Genomic DNA, 16,208 nt, shown 5'->3' with positions numbered 1-16,208 from the left:
CCGTCAGCGCGGCAGGTGAGCGGGATCGTCAGGCATCGCAGATGCCGTTGGAACCTGCCTGGAAATGTGGGCTGGTGAGCGAGAGTGCCGCGCAGCGGCACGACCGTCGTGTGTCCGCGAGCACCGAAGCGGAGCGGCCTTGATGGCCGTGAGCATCGGAGCACAGCGGACGCGCGCCGGATCGCCGCCAGCGCGCATTTCCAGGCAGGTTCTCAGTGGATGGTGTGGAGGGGGTGGGTGGCGAGGTCGCGTTCGGCGGCGAAGGCGGGCCATTCGTTGCGGGCGAGGGTTTCCAGCGACGGGGTGGGCAGGCCCATCCGGTCGGCATAGAGCCACAGATAGGTCAGCGAGCGGCGGACGTAGTCGCGGGTCTCGGTGCTGGGCAGGCACTCGATGAACAGCAGCGGGTCGTCGTTATACTCGTCCGGGTCGTCCTGGCGGGCGATGGCGGTGGGGCCGGCATTGTAGCTGGCCAGCAGGCGCAGCAGGTCGCCGCCCGGTGTGCGGTGGTGTTCGTCATGCTGCTCGGACAGGTGCGCCAGGTAGAGGATGTAGAGCTGGCCGATCTCGAGATTCACCGCCGGGTTGTGCAGCAGGGCGGGGGAGGCGACGAAGCGGCCGGTCTGGCCGGTGACGAAGCTGGCGGTGACCGGCATGAGCTGCATCAGCCCATGGGCGCCGGCGCCCGAGACCGCTCCGCTGTCGAAATTCGATTCCAGCCGGGTCAGGGCATAGACCAGCGCCGGGTCGATGCGGAAGCCGTGGCCCGGCGCCAGACGCGGCAGCGGCAGGCGGCTGGTCGGGCTGGCCTGGCCGCCGGCCTGGGTGGCCAGCAGCGAGGCAAGCTGGGTGGAGAGGCCCTTCAGGCCCGCGGCGTCGGCCACGAGTTGGACCGAGCGGCACAGGGCGGCGTCGCCCTGGATATCGGGCCATAGCCGCCGCAGGGCGGCCTCGGCACGGGCGGTCTCGCCGACCTGGAGCAGGGCGAAGGCGCGGCGGCCCGCCGGCGTCGCCGCCACGGCCTCCACGTCGATCTCGCCCATGACCAGCGCGCCGGCATGCAGCATCGCCCGGTCGTCGGCCAGATGGGCGCCGGGTTGGGCGTCGTCGGGCTGGGGATTGTCGGGATGGGCGCTGTCGGTCGGCGGGCGCTCGGCCTGCTTCGGGCGCAGGCCGAGAAGCTGGGCGGCGAGCAGGCCGTAGAACGTGTGCGGGGTGGCGGCGGCGCGGTGCAGCCAGGGCCGCCATGCCGCCAGGTCGCCGGTGTTGCGGTGCGCGCGGGCCGCCCAGAAGGCGGCGCCGGCGCGGACGCTGGCGGCGGTCAGCTCGGCGCGGGAGGCGCCTTCGAACAGCGGGGCGGCGATGTCGGCGCGCCCACGCCGCCAGGCGGACAGGCCGGCGACATAGCCGGCGAGGCCGATCCGGCCGGAGGAATCGAGGAAGGCGTCCTGCCCCGTCTTCAGGGCCAGGGCGGTGTCGCCGGCGCTGAACAGGGCCATCGCGACCTCGGCACGCAGTTGCGCGCCGTAGAGGGGACTGAGGCCGGGCGTGATGCGGATGAGGTGCAGGGCGCTCCGGGCGCCCTTGGCGCCCTGTTCCGAGCGCTCGCGCACCGTGCGGTCCAGCAGCGGGTTGCGGGTGAAGGCCCGGCTGGCGGGATCGTCTTCCTCCGGCAGGCGTACCGGAGCGGCGCCCGTGCCGGCCGCCAGCGCCGCGGCGGCGGGGAGGGGCGGCAGGGCGGTGCCGCGCGGCGACAGGCCGGCCAGCAGCCCATGGATCGCCGGCGCGTCGGCCAGCGTGGCATAGGTGCGCAGCCACAGGCGCAACTGGCCGGGGGCGGCGTGATAGCCGGGGTTCAGGTAGCGGTCGGCCAGGATGTCGCCCAGCAGCGTATCGTCACGCAGGTTGGCGGTTTCCTGGATCGCGGCGTCGAACGAGCCGGCATGTTGCAGGCTGAAGATCCGGCGGACGCGCGCGGCGTCGTCGGGGGCGAGCGGGCGGGCGAGCCCGACCGCACCGCCGCCGGGGGGCGCGATCCGGGGCAGCGCCATGGCGGTTTCCTCGTTCCGCTCGTCGCTGCCCGACGGATGGCCGTCACCGGGCTGCACCGTGGCGCCGGACGCACGAAGCGGACCGAGCGCACCGGCCAGAAAAGCGGCTCCGGCCAGGAAGGCACGGACCGCACGCTGTGGGGGTGTATGGGTTATCCCTCGCATGGCCGACGGGCCTCTAAAGGCTATGGTGGCGGAAAGCAACCATATTCGAACGCAGGCCCATAGTAAGCGTTCCGCATGGGTAGGTTAAACAGCCGTTAAAATGGCCGTTCAGGGTGTGAATTCACGGGTGAATAAAACGTGTATTGCGGTGCAGTCATCCGGCTGTTTGCCACAATCCGGACAAAGTTCCACCGGAGCAGATCTACTTACTGTTTCAGTCTGTGACCTTGTCGTGATCCAGCGTTGTGCGCAGCAACAAAAGGTCCTTCCAGGCATCGCGCCGGGCGGTGGGACTGGCCCCGAGCTGCGAGGGGTGGCGCATCGGCAGCAGCGCGATCGGGGCCGCGCGGCCGGGGATCGGGACGTCGCGCCAGCGGCCGCGCAGGCGGGCGATGCCGGTGGTGTCGCCGGTCAGCAGCCGGGCGGGCATGTTGCCCATCGCGATGATTTTCCGGGGGGCGGCCAGCACGATCAGCCGGTGCAGGAACGGGGTGCAGATCCGCAGTTCGGCGGCGGAGGGCGGGCGCTCGCCCGGCGGCCGCCACGGAATGACCGGGGCCAGCAGCATGTCGGCGCGCGCGAGGCCGATGCTGGCCAGCATGCGGTCCAGCAATTCGCCCGTCGGGCCGGAGAAGGGGGTGCCGCTGCGGTCCTCGGCGGCGTCGGGCGGCTCGCCGATCAGCAGCAGGCGGCCCGGCGCCTCGCCGGCCGTGCCGACGGTATGGGTCGCGGTGTCGCGCAGGGGGCAGGCGGCGAAACCGGCCATGGCCGCGTGCAGATCGGCCAGTGTGTGCGCGGCGGCGGCGGCTTCGGTGGCCTGCTGGACCGCGCGGTCGAGCAGGGAGACGCCGTCTTCGGTGCCTGCGGCGGGCCGGGGGGGCGTGCGGCGGGGCTCCGGCGCGCCGGGGGCGGGCGTGGTGGCGGCCGGCTGGGGGCGTGGGGCCGGGTGGCGCGGCGCGGGATCGTGGAGGCCGGGCGGAGAGGGGGCGGCCAGCGGGGACGCGGCCGGGGCGGGGCGGGCCAGCCAGTCGATGGGGGTGTCGTCCAGCGCCGCGTCGGCGCCCCATTCGCCATAAAGCCGCAGCAGGGCGAGTGCGTCCATCATGCTCTCCGGGGCCTTCCGCGTGGTGGTCGATCCACCGGAGGGAGGACCGGCGAACTGGGGTTTGGCAAGTTTACCCCACGCGAGGTAGGGTCCGCCATCATGCAGCGTTTCCGCTCCTTTTGCGCGTTTCTTCTGGCGCTGGCGGCGCCGGCCGGTCTCCTCCACGCGCGGGAGGGGGCGGGCCAGCCCGCGCCGGCGGTGAAGCAGGCGCCCGCGTCCTGGCCGGCGGGCCTCGACGCCCCGTACCTGGTGGGCACCGTCGCGGCGCTGGAAGGCGACGATGCGGTGGCGGCGACGGCCTTTCGCCAGGCGGCGCAGCTTGCGCCCGGCGAGCCGGCGCTGCTGCGGCGGGCCTTTCTCTATAGTGCCCTCGCGGGCGACGACTCGGCCGCGGCACTGGCCGGGCGCCTGCCGGGGCAGGCGCTGGCCGAACTTGTGATGGGCAATGCGGCGGTGGAGGCCGCGCACTGGGCCGATGCGCTGGCGCATTACGACCGGGTGCGCAAGGACCCGCTGCTGGCGACCATCCGCCCGCTGCTGACGGCGTGGACCCTGCTGGGCGCCGGCCAGGGCGCGCGCGCGCTGGCCGAACTCGACCCGCTGGCGGCCAACCGCGACCTGGGGGGATATTATGCCGTCCATGCCGCGCTGATCGCCCAGGCCGGCGGCTGGCCCGACCGGGCCGCCCGGTACGCGCGCGCGGCACTGGCCACGCCGGCGGCGGGACATGACCTGTTTACCGTGCTGGCGCTGGGGCATTGGCTGATCGGCCAGGGGCAGCGCGAGCAGGCGGGGCATCTGGTCGACGGGTTGCTCGCCGGGGCGCCCGGCCTGTCGCTGTCGCGGCAGGGCATCCTGGCGGCGATGGACCGCGCGCCGCCGGGCACGCCGGGGCAGGGGATCGCGCAGGCCTATGCCTTCCTCGCCGGTCTGGTGGGGCAGGAGGTGGCACGGATGGCCGATCCGTCGGGGCGGCTGGTCCATGATGGCGGGCTGCGCGACATGCGCATGATGATGCTGCGTTTCGCGCTGGGGCTGGACCCGGCGGTGGGGCAGGCACGGCTGATGCTCTCGGCGCTGCAATATGAAGCCGGGCAGGCGGTGGCGGCGCGCGACACGCTGGCCGGCGCCGCGCCGGACGATCCGCTGGCCACGGTCATCCAGCTTCAGCGCGCGCGGCTCGATGCCGCCACCGGGCGGTGGGACGAGGCGAACGCGGCGCTGCTGCGGCTGGCCGCCGCCCAGCCCGGCCAGCCGCGTATCTGGCAGACGCTGGGCGACCTGCAATCGGACCGGCAGGACTGGCAGGGGGCCGAGGAATCCTACAACCGTGCGATCGCGGCGACCGGGCGCCTGACGGCTGCGGACTGGCCGCTGCTGTTCGGCCGCGCCGCCGCCTATGACCGGCTGGAACGCTGGCCGCAGGCGCAGGCCGACCTGGAACGCGCGCTGGCGCTGGCGCCCGACGAGGTGCTGCTGCTGAATTACCTGGGCTATTCGCTGGTGCAGCAGGGGCGCGACCTGGTCCGCGCCGAGTCGCTGCTGCGCCGGGCCGTGGCGCTGGAGCCGCAGAATGCCGCGATCCGCGACAGTCTGGGCTGGGCCCTGGTGCGGCGGGGCCATGTGGCCGAGGGAGTGGTGATGCTGGAACGCGCGGCGGAACAGACGCCCGAGGACCAGGCGGTGAATTACCATCTGGGCGTGGCCTATCAGGAATCCGGCCGGCTGCGCGAGGCCGTCAACCAGTGGCATTTCGCCCAGGGGCTGCCGGCCAGCGATCCGGGCGACGCCCAGCGGATCAGTGCCGCCCTTGCGGATGCGGCGCGTTCGGTCCATCAGGTCGAGCCGCCCGTTCAGGCACAGTCGGGCCAGAAGAAGGACTGAAACGCCCGTGACAGGGACCCTGTACGAATCCGCGCATGCGAAGATCAATCTCTACCTGCACGTGACGGGCCGCCGGCCGGACGGCTACCACCTGCTGGACAGTCTGGCCGTGTTCGCCGGCGCGGGCGACATGCTGGCCCTGCATCCCGGCCACGGGGCGGCCGGGGCGGTCTCGCTGGATATCGCCGGCCCCTTCGGCGCCGGGCTGGTGGCGGATGCCGACAGCAACCTGATCCTGCGCGCGGCGCGCCTGCTGCGGGCGGAAATCGGCGGTAGCGACGGGCTGGAGCCGGTGCATGTGGTGCTGGACAAGATGCTGCCGGTCGCCTCGGGCATCGGCGGCGGGTCGGCCGATGCGGCGGCGGCGCTGCGCCTGCTGCTGCGGGCGTGGCCCGGCAACGTGCCGCGCGAGCGGCTGATGGCGCTGGCGACCGAACTGGGGGCGGACGTGCCCGTATGCATCGACCAGCGCGCTGCCCGGATGGGGGGGATCGGCGAACGGCTGGACCCCGCGCCCGCGCTGCCGGCCTGCGGGATCATGCTGGTGAATTGCGGCGAGGCGGTCTCGACCCCCGCCGTGTTCCGTGCGCGGGCGCCGGTCTTCACCCCGGCTGCCAGCCTGCCCTCCGCCTGGTCCGACGTGACGGCGATGGTGCGGGATCTTTTAGTTCTGACCAATGATCTTCAGGACGCGGCCTGCGCCATCTGCCCGACGATCCGGACGGTTCTGGATGTGCTGGAGGCCGCGCCCGGATGCCGCCTGGCGCGCATGAGCGGCTCTGGTGCGACCTGCTTTGCGCTGTTCGATTCGCCGCAGGCGGCCCAGGACGCGCAGGCGGCGGTCGAACGGACCGGCTGGTGGGTGTGGGCCGGCGGCCTTCACGGCTGAGCGTGTGCCCCGGATATGCGGGCGGGCCGGGTGAAATCGCCCGGTCTGCTTCGTCCGTGTGCCGGGATCGCCGCGCGCTGTGATATCCTGCCTCGCGACGAGGTGGGGAGGTCGGGATGAGCGCGCGTATGCAGATCAGTTTGTCCGATGATCGCGGGACGGCCACGCTGGCGTTTCTCGATGGCAGCGGGGTGGACGGCACGATTGCCTTTACGCTGGAGCAGTTGAGCGAGCTGATCGCCTCTCTGGGCACGGTGCGCAGCGCGATGGTCGAGACCATGCCGCCGCCACCGATCGAGGGGGTGCCGGTGGTGCCGGTGCTGCGCACCAACTGGGCGGTGCAGCCCGATGCGTTGAGCGAGGGGTCGCTGATCGCTTTCCAGCATCCGGCCTATGGCCCGGTCGGGCTGGCGCTGGCGCCCGAGGATTCGCGGCGTGTGGTCCAGGCCCTGACGCGGCATCAGGCGATGATGCACCCCAGCAAGGGCGGGACCGGCCTGCCGAGTTGAAACTTCCGGGGGAAGCCGCCTCCTGTCCGGCGATCTGATCTCACGGATACGACACTGGCTGCCCATGCCGCCAGGGCCTGCCAGAAACTGACCCGCTCGGTGCGGGAGCCCACTATTTTCGCGCCGGAAAGCCGTTCCCCGGCCGTCTTCCGCAGGGCGCCAACGATGTCCGATCGGAACGGGACGGACAAATCTACGCCGGTTATCGCTCCGTCATCGGAACTGCGCGCCTTGGAGCCGTTGGCAATGCATGCCGGCGGCGATCCGGCGCGCGTTTCCTGTGGTTCGCGGCGGGTGGTCCTTATGGGGCCGCTCTCGCTTACCGGCGCGCATTGCCAAACAGGCTGTTACCGGAAAGGGCGCATTCGTCCGATCGCAAGACAAACTGCCAGCCATGTGAGCGGTTACAATCGGATACCGCTACTGACTTGAACTCCTTGCGTTGAAGCCATAGCATAATAAATATATATAAATATGAATGGCTTTAAATGACAATGGAAGTAAATACAGTCATAGCAATCAATTGCGTGCCAGAATATGTGGATAAAACCATTTGTAATTTTTGGCGAATTGTGGCGAAAAAAATGGATGAAGAGGGGTATGTTCTCATATTGCTGTCAACGACGGAAATAAATATTCCCGGATTGAAGGTTGTGCCGCTTCCGTACCTCATGACCGATTTTTTGAGAGTAAAAATATCCAAAAGAAATAAAAAGATAGATAAAGCTGAAATCAGTGACGTCATGCAATGGTATGGGTGTAGCTGTAGAATAGCCTATAAAAGTCTCTCCGCGGCTTACGACTATTTTTCGGACGTTCTGGAGGCCTTTCGACCATCATCGGTTATCGGGTGGCAAAGCATGAATCCTGTCATGCGTGTCTTGCGTAATGAGGCGCAGGTCAGGGATATTCCCTTGTGGTTTGGCGAGCGCGGCTGGGTTCGTCATTCGCTGATGTTCGATGTGTGCGAGAATAACTATCTCAGTGAGATCAACAGAAGTTTTACAATTGATCGGGTTTTGCGAAAATACGTTCCTGCGCCGCGTACCATCGAGTATCTCAGGAATAAATCGAATGGAGAACATGATCTCTCCAGGTATGATGCGGCTCGTGACATATCGAAAGAAGAACTGAAAGAAAAATACGGAATTTCAGAAGAAAAGAAGATTGTTACGATTTTTACTCATGGAGAGCCGCATTTAAATACTCTTTACAGAAGTGCCATCCGAGATGCCCATGATATTTCTTCCGAAAAAATGCAATCGAGGGTGATGGAGGTCGCCGCGTCGTTCGTGAGGAAGGGTTTCTGTGTTCTGGTTCAGGAACATCCGTTCAATGAAATAAACAATAAGAAAATTGATATTTCATTTTCTGACGATGTCATTGAAGTGAAGGAAAATGTAGCGTCACTTCTTTCGGCATCGGATTGTTTTTTGTTTACGTTGACGACGATTCAGTTCGACGCGATTTTCTTCGGCAAGCCCTTTGGCCTTTTGTCCAAAAGCCCGTTATATCATGATGGCGTGCCGCCCTTTATTGGAGACTTCGATAGCGTCGACAGCTTTGTCGATACGATCATATCAGGTCGTAATTGGGGAACGATAAAGGAGGCGCTCGAAAAATATGCTGCTTTCCTCTATGAGAATTTTCTGTTGGATATAGAAGAAGACAAGATCAGCGAAAGCGCGGACATTTTCGTCTCTCATCTGACCCGGTTCAGTCGTCCCGTGGATGGGAATCTTGATGACCGTCTGATGGAATTTTCAGAAAAATGGCTTTCCTGATCGATTGCGGGAACGGACCTCCGTGCGGTCTGCGAAAACGGTCGCCTCTATGCGCGTTTTTGGATAGTATTTCTTTTTATGAAAAATATAATTTTCATGGATAGAGTTATCGCTTTAAGTTTTTAATCTTTGGGAGCGCCGGGGGGGGGCTCAGAGGGAGGGAGGCTCGATGGGCCAGTCGGCGCGGGCCAGGGCGCGGGGGGCCAGGTGGGCCATCAGCAGCGCGAAGGCGACGGCCACGATGGGGAGCCCCCAGGCCAGTGGAGGCATCGGGGAACTGGCGAACAGGAGTTCGGTGTAGATCTGGATGCCGGCCAGGCTGCCCAGCATCGACAGCATCAGGATGATGCCCGGACGATTGGTCAGGGACGAGAGCACCGCCAGGCTGGGCAGGTAGCTGCCGCCGACGATGACGGCGGCCAGTGCCGGCCATGCCGCCAGCGCGCGCAGCGGGGGGACCGCGCCGATCAGGCTGGCGGCCAGGGCGGTGAACAGGCCCAGGATCAGGCCGGCCATCAGCGCGCGGCCGGCATGGGCGCGGTAGAGCGCGCGCGCGAAATCCGCCCGCGCGCCGAATGGGCCGAGCGACAGCAGGAACGGCCAGTCGCGGCGCGACAGCATCCAGTTGGGGAGGGCCACGGCGCCGAGCATCGCGACCTGGCCCAGCGCGGCGGTGGCGGCCGAGCGCGCATCCTGGAGCGTGGGGCCGTGCAACGTGCTGATGGTGTTGACCAGCAGGCCGAAGCCCGTGACCGCCGCCAGGATGACGGCCGACTGTGCGAGCAGCCCCAGTGGCGCGCCCGAGGCCAGGCCGTTGGGCAGCGGTACCGCGCGCAGGCGCGGCGGCTGCCACATCAGCGCGCGGATCAGCGCCTGGATCGCGGCGTTCGGGGGCTTGCGGCCTGGCCGGATGGCGGGGGTGGCGGGTGCGGGCGTGCCCGGATGGGCGAAGGGGCTGTGATGGAGTTCGACCAGCGCCGCCGGCAGGGCCACGGCCAGCAGGCCCAGGGCCACGAACCATGGCGCCTTCATCAGGAGATCCTGCATCCTGGGGAGCAGGAACACGACGAACAGGCCCAGCACGATGGCGGTGCGGACCTTGCGCAGGCGAGGCCGCAGGATCTTCGGTCCGACCAGGTCGCTGCCGGTACTGAGGGAAAGATTGAGGGATTCCAGCGCCAGCACGTTGAGCAGGGGCAGGCCCAGCATGAGGGCGGGCACGGCCAGCAGCAGCAGGCCCAGCACGAGCATGACGTGGATCGCCCGGTATTCCGCCCCGATCAGGCGCGGATACATGGCCGCCAGCGGCGAGCGCACCTGGCGCCAGTACTGGCAGCACAGACCGGTGAACAGCCCTTGCTGCGCCAGCCACCAGAACATGCCGATATCGTGGATGCTGGGCTCATGCCCGGATGTGGATGGGCGCAGGTTGAAGGCGGTGATGGTGAGATAGACCGCCGCCGAGATCAGGGTAGGGTTTTCCCGGATGAAGACCGGCGAGGCGTAGAGCCGGAGCGCGCGCAGGGTGTCGTTCATCGGGCGGCTATCGGGTGAGGGCCAGGAACAGCCGTTCGACATCGCCCGGCAGCAGGATGTTGCCCGCGCCCGCCGCCGCGTCATCCAGCGCCGGGTGCCAGCCGCGCACCCACACGCCTTCCGCTCCCTGGTCGGCGATGATCTCGACGCCCCACCCTGTTTCGGGCTGTGTGGAGAGGCGGCGGACGGTGGCCGCGATCTCCGGTGCCGTCATGTCCAGCATGATCTGGCCATGGCGCATCATGATGAAGCGGTCGCTGATGTCCTGAAGATCGGAGATGATGTGCGAGGAGATCAGCACGCTGGCACCCGTGCGCCGCGCATAGGCCGGCAGCAGGCGCATGAAATCGTAGCGGGCCTGCGGGTCGAGGCTGGCGACGGGTTCGTCCAGTACGATCAGGTCGGGGCAGAAGCGCAGGGCGAGCACGATCGCCAGCCGCTGGCGCTCGCCGCCCGAGAGCGTCTTGATCCGCGCGGTGGGGTCGAGGGCGGCCCATTCCTCCCATGTCCGGTCTTCGGCGTCGTTGGGGCGGGCGCGGTAGGCGGCCAGATAGGCCATCAGTTCCCCGACCCGGAACCAGGTAAAGCCGGTCATGGTCTGGGGAACGAAGCCGATGCGCGCCCTGGTTTCGGCGCGCAGGGCGGAGGCGTCCTCGCCCCATAGCCGCACCGTGCCGGCATCGGCCGAGAGCAGGCCGAGCAGGCAGCCGATCAGGGTGGTCTTGCCGGCGCCGTTGGGGCCGAGCAGGGCCGCGATCTCGCCGGGGCGCAGCGTCAGGCTGAAATCGTCGAGAATGGCACGGCCGCCGAGGATCTTGCGCAGATGTGTGATCTGTACCGGGGCCTCCCGATCGGGGATGGCCGGTGATGGGGTGTCCTGATCTGTCATCGTCCGCGCTTCGGAAAACATCGCGGGACGTTGGAGCGGTGGGGGATTTTCTGTCAAGCGGGTCGAGGGGCGGGCGGTGCTGTTGTGTTGGGCGGGCAGGACCGGTGCGGATGGGATCATCCCCATGCCGGAATAACGCTTTGTGTCGCGGGCTGGTGAATGGTCGCAATTCCTGATTTCAGGTCTCGCGCTTTCCTGCGGCATGTTGCATGGATGTTACAATCTGGATGCCTGCCCATGTGTATGACATTGCCCCCGGGGAGAGAGGGCCGGCCTGTCCGGTCGCCCCATGGTGTGGCGGAGGGACAATGGCCGTTCTTTCGCATCGGTGTGGTCGTCGCGATGGCGACCGTGGGGCGGCCTGCTTCCGGTGCGCCGGCTGCATCCTATTTTATGCCGCCGACGCCCACAATGGCGGTGCCGCGAACTGCCGAACCGGGGGGTGTCGGCGCCGGGGAGGCCGGTATGGCGGCGGCGCGCGGAGGGGTGGGGAGCGGGCAATCGGGGTACGCGGTGACTGCTTCGACATTTTCGCTGGCGCCGCCGGCATCCGGTGGGACGGGGCATGTGGGGCCGTTCGATATCGAGCAGAGCAATGCCAGCCCCGTGCCGATGGAGACGGGGCGGACCGTGACCGCTGCCTATCCCGTCAAGGGCGTGCCGGGCATGGACCTGACCATCAATATGTTCGCCGGCCATCGGGAGACGAATACCGGCAGCAATGTGGGCACCGGCGCGTTGACCGCCGGCATGCGGATCAAATGGTGAGGCGGGAGCGAGGCCGAGGCCGTTCCTGGTCGGGCTTTCAGAATCTTAAACGATCGCGCCAGTAGGTCTTGGCGATTTCCAGCATGATCAGGACGGTGGCGGCCGCGCCGATGCTCAATCCCAGATCGTGCCAATGCAGGGGGGCGAAGCGGAAGAGGCTTCGGATGGCCGGCACGAGCAGGCTGGCGGCGAGGAGGGTGATCATCGTCCCGAGAATCCAGACCAGGGTGGCATTGGGCCGCCTTATGGCCGTGACCAGGGATGTGCTGAACGACCGGTTCACGAGGATCAGGCTGACGATCGAGAGCACCAGCGAGACGAAGGTGAGGGCGCGCGATTCCTCGGCCGGCATGGCGCGCAGGGTGGCGAGCATGAAGAGGCCGCCCACCAGCATGAAAACAAGCAGGCCCTGGAGCAGGCTCCAGACGATCAGCGGCCGCGAGAACAGGGATTCGGAGGGGGAGCGAGGTGGGCGGCGCATGACGTCGTCTTCCTCGGTCTCGGCCTCGAAGGCCATGGTGCAGACCGGGTCGATGATCATCTCCAGGAACGCGATGTGGATCGGGGAGAAGATGAGGGGATAGTCCAGGACCAGCGGCAGCAGCGCCAGGCCGGCGATGGGCACATGCACGGCGAAGACGAAGCCCATCGCCTTGCGCAGATTGTCGTAGATGCGCCGGCCCAGGCGGATGGCGGTGACGATGGAGCCGAAATCGTCATCGAGCAGGACGATGGCGGCGGCCTCGCGCGCCACGTCGGTGCCGCGTCCGCCCATGGCGATGCCGATATGCGCGGCCTTCAGCGCCGGTGCGTCGTTGACGCCGTCGCCCGTCATGGCAACGATTGCGTCGCCGGCTTTCAGGGCCTGCACGATCCGCAGCTTCTGTTCCGGCATGATGCGGGCGCAGATGGTTGCGGTGCGGAGTTGTTCGCGCAGGTCGGGCTCGGCCTGCGTTGCGATGGCGGCGCCGGTCAGGACGGTTTCGCCGTTTTCGATCCCGGCCGCGCGGGCGATGGCGCGGGCCGTTTCCGGGTAGTCGCCGGTGATCATCATGACGCGGATGCCGGCCGACCGGCAGTCGCGCACCGCCGCCGGCACGCTTGGCCGCACGGGATCGGCAATGCCGACGAGGCCGAGGAACTGGAAGGCGAAACCGTGCGGGGTTTCGGGAAAATCCGTTCCTTCATATGCGCCTTTCGCGACGCCGAGGACGCGCAGCCCCCTGGCGGCCATGGCGTCGAGGGCCTGGCCGATGGCGGCGCGCTGTATGTCGTCGAGATGGCAGAGTGTGGCGATGGCTTCCGGCGCGCCCTTTGCGGCGACCATGCAGGCGGGCTTTGTGGCGTCCGGTTGCCAGACCTGTGTCACGGCCAGCAGGTCGGGGCGCAGGCCGTAGGTGCGTGCGAGGGTCCAGCCCGATTGCGCCGGGAGCGGGCTGGCGGGCAGGGACGTGCGGGCGAAATCGTGGAAGGCGGTTTCCATCGGGTCGAACGGCTGGGGGGCACTGGCCAGCAGGCCGTGGAAGGCCAGTGCCCGGGTCTGTGGCGAGAGGGCCGTCAGGGGGGCGGGAGGGGCCATGGCCGCGCCGTCGCTTGCCCGGAGTTCGGCGATCGACATGCGGTTCTCGGTCAGGGTTCCCGTCTTGTCGGTACAGAGCACGGTGGCCGAGCCGAGGGTTTCGATGGCGGCCGCGCGGCGGGTCAGCACGCGCGCGCGGGAGATGCGCCAGGCCCCCATCGCCATGAACACGGTGAGCACGACCGGAAATTCCTCCGGCAGCATGCTCATGCCGATCGTGATGGCGGCCAGCACCGCGTCGAGCCAGCCGCCGCGCATGGTGCCGTACAGCACCAGGGCCAGCAGGCTGACCAGGCCGCCGCCGATCGCGCAGAGGCGGGTCAGGCGGGCCGTCTGGGCGCGCAGGCGGGGTGGTTCGGTCTCCAGCATGCGGAGCGACTGGCCGATGCGGCCGATCTCGCTGCCCGGACCGGTGGCGCGCACTTCGGCGAGGCCGCTGCCGCGCACGATGAGCGAGCCGGAATAGACGAAGGGTTGGTCGTCGCCGCCGGGACGGGGCGCGGGGGGCGTTGTGGCCGCGACGGATTTGCGCACGGCGACGGCTTCGCCCGTCAGCAGGGATTCGTCGGCGAGCAGGTCCTGTGCCAGCACCAGCAGCGCGTCGGCCGGGACCCGGTCGCCTTCGGCGAGCACGATGAGATCGCCCCGGACCACGTCACGGCCGGGAATGCGCTGGCGCGTGCCGTCACGGATGACCAGCGCCCGGGGGCTTGTCAGGTCGCGCAGCGCGTCCAGCACCCGTTCGGTCCGGGTTTCCTGAATCACGGTGATGGCGATGGAAGCGCAGGCGAAGGCCAGCAGGATCAGCGCCTCGTGCAGGTTGCCCAGCAGGAGATAGATGCCGCCGCCCACCAGCAGCAGGGCGAGCATGGGCTCGCGCAGGACCTCGCCCATGATGGCCAGCGGGGTGCGGTGTTCCTGGCGGGGGAGTTCGTTGAAGCCGTCGGCTTTCAGTCTTGCGCGGGCTTCCGGCTCGCTCAGGCCGGAGAGGGGGGCGTCTGCCGGCTGGTCCACGGAGGCGGTCTCCTGTCGACGGGAGGCGACGCCGCGCCCGGGCCTGGCGGGCGTTCAGCCGCTATCGGCTGAACCCGCGAAGAGCCAAGCGCGCGATCCCGTGCCGGAGATGCCGTGGGCGTGAAAAAAATCGTCGGGCCCCGGCCCCTCAGCGCTTCCGGCGCAGGGTGGCGACGATCGCACCCACGCCGGCGGCCAGGGCGGCGCCGGTGAGGATCGTGCGCAGGGTGGTGGTCAGCAGCACCGGCATGGTGCGCCGGCTGAGATGGTCGAAGGGGCCGTGCGCGCCGTGGGCGCCGGAGACCGGGGTGAACAGATTGTCCGGCGTGTTGTCGGGGGCGGGGTATTTTTCCAGTTGCTGGTGATAGGCGTGGTCGGCCTGGCGCCGGTCCAGCAGCGCGGGGGCCAGCAGGGCGGCCACGTGATGGCCGATGCCCGACAGGCCCACCCGGACGTCGCGGTGGCGGCCGAAGGCGGCGCGGCTGATCGCCTCGGCCGCGATTTCGGGCTCGAAGACCGGGCCGGCGGGGCGCAGGCGCTTGCCGGTATGGTTGCGCGTCCAGACGAAGCGCGGGGTGTTGATGGCCGGCAGGCTGACCAGCGAGAGCAGGATGCGGTCGCCGTCATGCAGGATTTCGGGGCGCAGGCTTTCGGTGAAGGCGCGGATCGCGGCCCGTGCGCCGCTTTCGATGCTGCGCAGCGGGCGCGGCAGGGAGATGGCGTCGAGATTGACGATGGTGCCGTAGCCGCGCCGCCGCATGCGGATCAGCGCCGTGCGGGTGCCGAAGACGGTGCCCAGGTAGGTGACCTCGGTCGCGCGGCGGATTTCCTCGGGCGACAGTTCCACGAACTGGCCGCTGACGCCGGCGCCGGCGCAGTTTACCCAGAGCGTGATCGGGCCCAGCGTGGCTTCGATCTGGTCGGCCGCGCGTTCCAGCGCCTCGGCGTCGGTGACGTCGGCGGGTATGGCGAGGGTGCGGATGTGCAGGGCGGCCAGTTCGGCCGCCGCGTCTTCCAGCCGGGCCGCGTCGCGGCCGATCAGCGCGACGTCGCAGCCCGCGCGGGCCAGGGTCCGCGCGGTGGCGCGGCCGATTCCGGCACCGGCTCCGGTAATGACGGCGATCTGGTGAGGCATGGGGCGGGCTCCGCTGGGCTAGTCTGTCTGCTGCCCTGTTTGCTCTTGGTTCCCGCGTGCCGCAAGTCGGGGCGGTTATGCCCGGGCATGCGTTCTACAGATATTTCAGGGCCGCGAAGCCGCCGACGAGCACGACGCCGAACAGGGCGGCCACCAGGGTCAGGCGGCGTTCGATGAAGGACTGGATCGGCGCGCCGTAGCGGCGGAGCAGGGCGGCGAGCAGGAAAAAGCGGGCGCCGCGCGTGGCAATGCAGGCCAGGACGAAGGGCAGCAGCGGAAAATGCGCGGCGCCGCTGGCGATGGTGACGATCTTGAAGGGGATCGGCGTGAGGCCCTTGAAGAGGATGATCGCCACGCCCCACTGGCGGAACTGGTCCTGCAAGGCGAGCAGCCGGGATTCCGCGTGGTAGAAATGGATGATCGGCATGGCGACGTGTTGCAGCAGGACCGCGCCGATATACCAGCCCAGCAGGCCGCCGCAGACGCTGGCCAGCGTGCAGAGCGCCGCCAGCGCCCAGGCGCGGTCGCGATGGGCCAGCACCATCGGCACCAGCAGGATATCGGGCGGCAGGGGAAAGACGCTGGCTTCGGCGAACGCGATCACTGCCAGCCAGAGCGGGGCGTGGCGGCTGGCGGCGAGGGAGAGGGTGCGGGCGTAGAGTCGGTCGAGCATGATCGGTTCGCCATGTCGGATGTCAGGCCGGAATGCCATCCGATACAACGCCCGACAAGCGCGGTGTGAGCAAGCGGCGCATGTTTGACAAAGGATGATGATGCCGTTTGCAAGCACGGCCGCTTCCGCCTTCTTCCCGGTCGTTCACACTCCCGATGGGCCTGGCTGAAAGCTGCCGTCAACCGAGATGGCCGTACAACCATTGTGCCGCTGTAGACAACGCACTA

General features: G+C 68.2%; 12 protein-coding genes. 5 read left to right on the top strand and 7 right to left on the bottom strand.

Translation table 11 applies throughout. The annotated features are described in order from the left end of the window. Nucleotides 1–212: 212 nt before the first annotated feature. On the bottom strand, nucleotides 213–2,216 hold the full coding sequence (locus ACMAUO_RS14080; protein WP_420357612.1) for a lytic transglycosylase domain-containing protein: 2,004 nt from the start codon (nucleotides 2,214–2,216) through the stop codon (nucleotides 213–215). 214 nt (nucleotides 2,217–2,430) lie between these two features. After that, nucleotides 2,431–3,321: a uracil-DNA glycosylase gene (locus ACMAUO_RS14075; RefSeq protein ID WP_420357611.1), complete on the bottom strand. Its 891-nt coding sequence runs from the start codon at nucleotides 3,319–3,321 to the stop codon at nucleotides 2,431–2,433. Between the two features lie 99 nt (nucleotides 3,322–3,420). Between ACMAUO_RS14075 and ACMAUO_RS14070 the strand changes: the two genes are divergently transcribed. The 4 genes from ACMAUO_RS14070 (at nucleotide 3,421) to ACMAUO_RS14055 (ending at nucleotide 8,387) form a co-directional block, all read left to right on the top strand. Further along, nucleotides 3,421–5,205, top strand: coding sequence for a tetratricopeptide repeat protein (locus ACMAUO_RS14070; RefSeq protein WP_420357610.1), 1,785 nt, complete (start codon nucleotides 3,421–3,423; stop codon nucleotides 5,203–5,205). 7 nt (nucleotides 5,206–5,212) lie between these two features. Then, the gene (locus tag ACMAUO_RS14065) at nucleotides 5,213–6,094 is read left to right on the top strand and encodes a 4-(cytidine 5'-diphospho)-2-C-methyl-D-erythritol kinase (protein WP_420357609.1); all 882 of its coding nucleotides are present in this window, start codon (nucleotides 5,213–5,215) and stop codon (nucleotides 6,092–6,094) included. Nucleotides 6,095–6,210: 116 nt separating this feature from the next. Continuing rightward, nucleotides 6,211–6,603, top strand: a complete 393-nt coding sequence (locus ACMAUO_RS14060; protein WP_420357608.1) for a hypothetical protein — start codon at nucleotides 6,211–6,213, stop codon at nucleotides 6,601–6,603. A gap of 488 nt (nucleotides 6,604–7,091) precedes the next feature. Next, a complete protein-coding gene (locus ACMAUO_RS14055) occupies nucleotides 7,092–8,387 on the top strand; it encodes a hypothetical protein (protein WP_420357607.1) in 1,296 nt (431 codons plus the stop codon). A 150-nt stretch (nucleotides 8,388–8,537) separates the two neighbouring features. Here the strand turns inward: ACMAUO_RS14055 and ACMAUO_RS14050 are convergent, their stop codons facing one another. Together ACMAUO_RS14050 and ACMAUO_RS14045 are read right to left on the bottom strand one after the other, a co-directional pair. Beyond that, nucleotides 8,538–9,923, bottom strand: a complete 1,386-nt coding sequence (locus ACMAUO_RS14050) for a hypothetical protein (RefSeq protein WP_420357606.1) — start codon at nucleotides 9,921–9,923, stop codon at nucleotides 8,538–8,540. A 7-nt stretch (nucleotides 9,924–9,930) separates the two neighbouring features. Further along, entirely contained in the window at nucleotides 9,931–10,812 is an 882-nt protein-coding gene (locus tag ACMAUO_RS14045; protein WP_420357605.1) for an ABC transporter ATP-binding protein, read from the bottom strand. A 243-nt stretch (nucleotides 10,813–11,055) separates the two neighbouring features. Between ACMAUO_RS14045 and ACMAUO_RS14040 the strand changes: the two genes are divergently transcribed. Further along, nucleotides 11,056–11,580, top strand: coding sequence for a hypothetical protein (locus ACMAUO_RS14040; RefSeq protein WP_420357604.1), 525 nt, complete (start codon nucleotides 11,056–11,058; stop codon nucleotides 11,578–11,580). Between the two features lie 37 nt (nucleotides 11,581–11,617). Here the strand turns inward: ACMAUO_RS14040 and ACMAUO_RS14035 are convergent, their stop codons facing one another. From ACMAUO_RS14035 to ACMAUO_RS14025, 3 genes are all read right to left on the bottom strand, one after another. After that, the gene (locus ACMAUO_RS14035; RefSeq protein ID WP_420357603.1) at nucleotides 11,618–14,173 is read right to left on the bottom strand and encodes a cation-translocating P-type ATPase; all 2,556 of its coding nucleotides are present in this window, start codon (nucleotides 14,171–14,173) and stop codon (nucleotides 11,618–11,620) included. A gap of 148 nt (nucleotides 14,174–14,321) precedes the next feature. Next, nucleotides 14,322–15,308 (bottom strand): SDR family oxidoreductase, encoded by a 987-nt coding sequence (locus ACMAUO_RS14030; protein ID WP_420357602.1) that lies wholly within the window; start codon nucleotides 15,306–15,308, stop codon nucleotides 14,322–14,324. Between the two features lie 94 nt (nucleotides 15,309–15,402). Next, nucleotides 15,403–15,981 carry a YqaA family protein gene (locus ACMAUO_RS14025; protein WP_420357601.1) on the bottom strand — a complete coding sequence of 193 codons (579 nt, stop codon included), beginning with the start codon at nucleotides 15,979–15,981 and terminating at the stop codon, nucleotides 15,403–15,405. Nucleotides 15,982–16,208: the final 227 nt, after the last annotated feature.

The organism is Gluconacetobacter brunescens, assembly GCF_048695475.1.
Taxonomy (GTDB): Bacteria; Pseudomonadota; Alphaproteobacteria; order Acetobacterales; family Acetobacteraceae; genus Gluconacetobacter.
This window is presented reverse-complemented; position numbering and strand designations above follow the sequence as displayed.

Excerpts from the sequence above, each read along its gene's own strand:
- ACMAUO_RS14080 (WP_420357612.1), bottom strand. The coding sequence starts at position 2,216 with ATGCGAGGGATAACCCATACACCCCCACAGCGTGCGGTCCGTGCCTTC.
- ACMAUO_RS14075 (WP_420357611.1), bottom strand. The coding sequence starts at position 3,321 with ATGATGGACGCACTCGCCCTGCTGCGGCTTTATGGCGAATGGGGCGCC.
- ACMAUO_RS14070 (WP_420357610.1), top strand. The coding sequence starts at position 3,421 with ATGCAGCGTTTCCGCTCCTTTTGCGCGTTTCTTCTGGCGCTGGCGGCG.
- ACMAUO_RS14060 (WP_420357608.1), top strand. The coding sequence starts at position 6,211 with ATGAGCGCGCGTATGCAGATCAGTTTGTCCGATGATCGCGGGACGGCC.
- ACMAUO_RS14055 (WP_420357607.1), top strand. The coding sequence starts at position 7,092 with ATGACAATGGAAGTAAATACAGTCATAGCAATCAATTGCGTGCCAGAA.
- ACMAUO_RS14050 (WP_420357606.1), bottom strand. The coding sequence starts at position 9,923 with ATGAACGACACCCTGCGCGCGCTCCGGCTCTACGCCTCGCCGGTCTTC.
- ACMAUO_RS14045 (WP_420357605.1), bottom strand. The coding sequence starts at position 10,812 with ATGACAGATCAGGACACCCCATCACCGGCCATCCCCGATCGGGAGGCC.
- ACMAUO_RS14040 (WP_420357604.1), top strand. The coding sequence starts at position 11,056 with ATGACATTGCCCCCGGGGAGAGAGGGCCGGCCTGTCCGGTCGCCCCAT.
- ACMAUO_RS14030 (WP_420357602.1), bottom strand. The coding sequence starts at position 15,308 with ATGCCTCACCAGATCGCCGTCATTACCGGAGCCGGTGCCGGAATCGGC.
- ACMAUO_RS14025 (WP_420357601.1), bottom strand. The coding sequence starts at position 15,981 with ATGCTCGACCGACTCTACGCCCGCACCCTCTCCCTCGCCGCCAGCCGC.